This is a genomic window from Gammaproteobacteria bacterium, from assembly GCA_037388465.1.
GTDB lineage: Bacteria > Pseudomonadota > Gammaproteobacteria > SpSt-1174 > SpSt-1174 > JARRKE01.
In genome coordinates this window covers 1-2,606 of the sequence record JARRKE010000151.1, presented here as the reverse complement: position 1 = coordinate 2,606, position 2,606 = coordinate 1, and the positions used below count along the sequence as shown (strand labels likewise).

2 protein-coding genes and 1 pseudogene are annotated in these 2,606 nt (G+C 59.9%); 1 reads left to right on the top strand and 2 read right to left on the bottom strand.

Features of this window, described 5'->3' with window-relative positions; all coding sequences use genetic code 11:
* Both P8Y64_14505 and dusA read right to left on the bottom strand, forming a co-directional pair.
* Positions 1 to 816, bottom strand: an 816-nt coding sequence (locus P8Y64_14505; GenBank protein ID MEJ2061658.1) for an MCP four helix bundle domain-containing protein, incomplete at its 3' end; no start/stop codon positions are given.
* A 157-nt stretch (positions 817 to 973) separates the two neighbouring features.
* Positions 974 to 1,893: pseudogene (gene dusA / locus P8Y64_14500) on the bottom strand (tRNA dihydrouridine(20/20a) synthase DusA).
* A gap of 183 nt (positions 1,894 to 2,076) precedes the next feature.
* Here dusA and queG point away from each other — a divergent pair.
* Positions 2,077 to 2,606, top strand: a 530-nt coding sequence (gene queG, locus P8Y64_14495) for a tRNA epoxyqueuosine(34) reductase QueG (GenBank protein ID MEJ2061657.1), incomplete at its 3' end; no start/stop codon positions are given.

Below are 2,606 nucleotides of genomic sequence, written 5' to 3'. Positions count from 1 at the left end.
GCGCCATTTCTCTCCGCCCTGGATAGCTTCCAGCTGCTTGAGGCTCTTTTTATACCGGGGATAGGACTGTTTGAAATCGTCATACGCCGCCGATTGCTCAAAGGACATGGTGGACTCGTGTGTCCTGAGTTTTTTCAGGATAGATCGCATCTGGTCGACGTAGATATTGATATTGGATACCTGATCCTTGTTTCGAAAAGCCAGGTAGGTACGCACTTCGTTAATGACGTTAACCAGGGCATAACGCAAATTGTAGACATGCTGCAGCAGGGCGACCTGCCTGGCGCTTGGCCGGCCGTCTCCGTAATTCAGCATTTCATCAACATCCTGTTGCAGCTGACGCGCCAAGGGATTGACGTTGTCTGCCGCATAAGCGGCCGCCGGCATGTTCGCCGCCTGATCTACCGCCAGCTTCAACATCCGGTCTTTGTAGGCCGCAAAGCTGTGAAGCTGAGACAGGATGGCCTTGACCTGATTGGCCAGATCCGGACGTTCTTCGACCAAGGGCGAATGCAGTAATTGCTGGGCATCGCGATTCAATCTGGACAGTCCGGAGATATAGTTTCGCCTGTGGGAAGCCTCCTTGCTGAGCAGGTAATACCCCAATGAAGTGGAGGCCTGCTCCAGATCGTGGCGCAGATTCATCGCAGTGAAGATGGTGGGCTGGTCCAGTTCGATCACCTGCCGCAGATGAGATTCGGTGGACTGGAAGCTGCGAATGGCGCTCAGCGCGACTACAAACAAAATCAACAGCAGTACCGCAAACCCACCCCAGATCTTGTGACTGATTCTGAGACTTGATAGAAAAGAACCCATTCTCACTCTCCTTATCTTGCACTCAACCTACGAGCGCTATCTTTAGGAGAGTTATCGGCAGTTCAGGAGGAAATCTTTACACGACCGTGACAATGCAGTGTATTCGGACAGGTGATGCAATTTTTCTCATCTCTGCCATAGGCTAGCTGTTCCGAGTTCAGGAAACGTTTTTGATCAAATTCTGTGCACCCACACGGCTTGCAGCCACGCGAACGACCTCCACTCCGGCACCAGGTCGATGCGCGTTTTCGCTCAGATAACGCCGCCAGGCGCGCGCACCGGGCAGCCCGTTGAACAGACCCAGCACATGGCGCGTCATGCGCGCCAGGGGAACGCCAGCATCGAGTTCGCGCTGGACCTGGGGCAGCCAGGCCTCCAGCACTTCATGGCGCGTTGCGGAGCGCGGCGCTTCGCCGAAAAAGCGCTCGTCCACGTCCGCGAGCAGCCACGGGTCGTGATACACAGCGCGTCCGAGCATCACGCCGTCGAAGGTCCGTAGATGATCGGCAGCCTGGTCGAGATCCGGAATGCCGCCGTTGAGGACGATTTCCAGATCGGGAAAGTCCTGCTTCAACCGCGCCACGATGTCGTAACGCAGCGGTGGAATCTCGCGGTTCTCTTTCGGGCTCAAGCCCTCCAGCCAGGCCTTGCGTGCATGGACGACAAAGGTTCGGCAACCCGCCGCCGACACCGTGGCGACAAACCGTTGCAGCGCTTCGTAGGAATCCTGGTCGTCGATGCCGATACGCGTCTTGACCGTGACCGGAATCGCCACCGCCGCGGACATTGCCGACACCAGTTCGGCCACCAGTCCGGGATCGGCCATCAGACAGGCGCCGAAGCGTCCCGATTGCACCCGGTCGCTGGGGCAGCCCACGTTGATGTTCACCTCATCGTAGCCGGCCGCCTCGCCCAACCGGGCCGCAGCGGCCATTTCGGCGGGGTCGCTGCCACCCAGCTGCAGGGCGACGGGATGCTCGGCCGGGTCGTAGTGGTCACCATCTCCGTATACAGCATCGTATGCCGGCTGATCAGGCGCAGGAAATAACGGCAGTGCCGATCCGTCCAGTCGAGCATCGGCGCAATACAAAAACGGTGCGAAAGCGCGGCGTCCGTCACAGCCCGCCCCCCATAAACAACGCCACCGGGAAAACAACCATCTTCTGCATGCCGCTATTTTAGCGGGCCGGCGGCGGCGAATGCGAAACCTTGCAGCCCATCCGACCGCAGCATTGCCGGGAGACGGTTAAACTTAGAGCCATGGACCCGCAACCCGCCACAGCACGGCTTTCGCTCACCGAACTCGCGCGCGACATCAAGCGGCATGGCAAGGCGCTCGGCTTCCAGGCGGTGGGTATCAGCGACATCGACCTGGCCGAGCACGAAACGCGCCTGCTCAACTGGCTGGATCAGGGACGCCACGGCGAGATGGGCTACATGCAGCGCCACGGCACGCGCCGCGCACGGCCTGCCGAGCTGGTGCCCGGCACCCTGCGGGTGATCTCGGTGCGCATGGATTACCTGCCTCCTGCCACGGCCGATGCCGAAACGGTATTGAACATGCCGCAACTCGGCTACGTCTCGCGCTACGCACTGGGACGCGATTACCACAAGGTGCTGCGCAGCCGGCTCAAGACACTGGCCGGTCACATCGAGGCAAAAATCGGCCCCTTCGGGCACCGCATCTTCGTGGACAGCGCCCCGGTGCTGGAGAAGGCCCTGGCCGAAAAAGCGGGACTGGGCTGGATCGGCAAACACACCAACCTGCTGGCCCGCGAAGCGGGCTCATG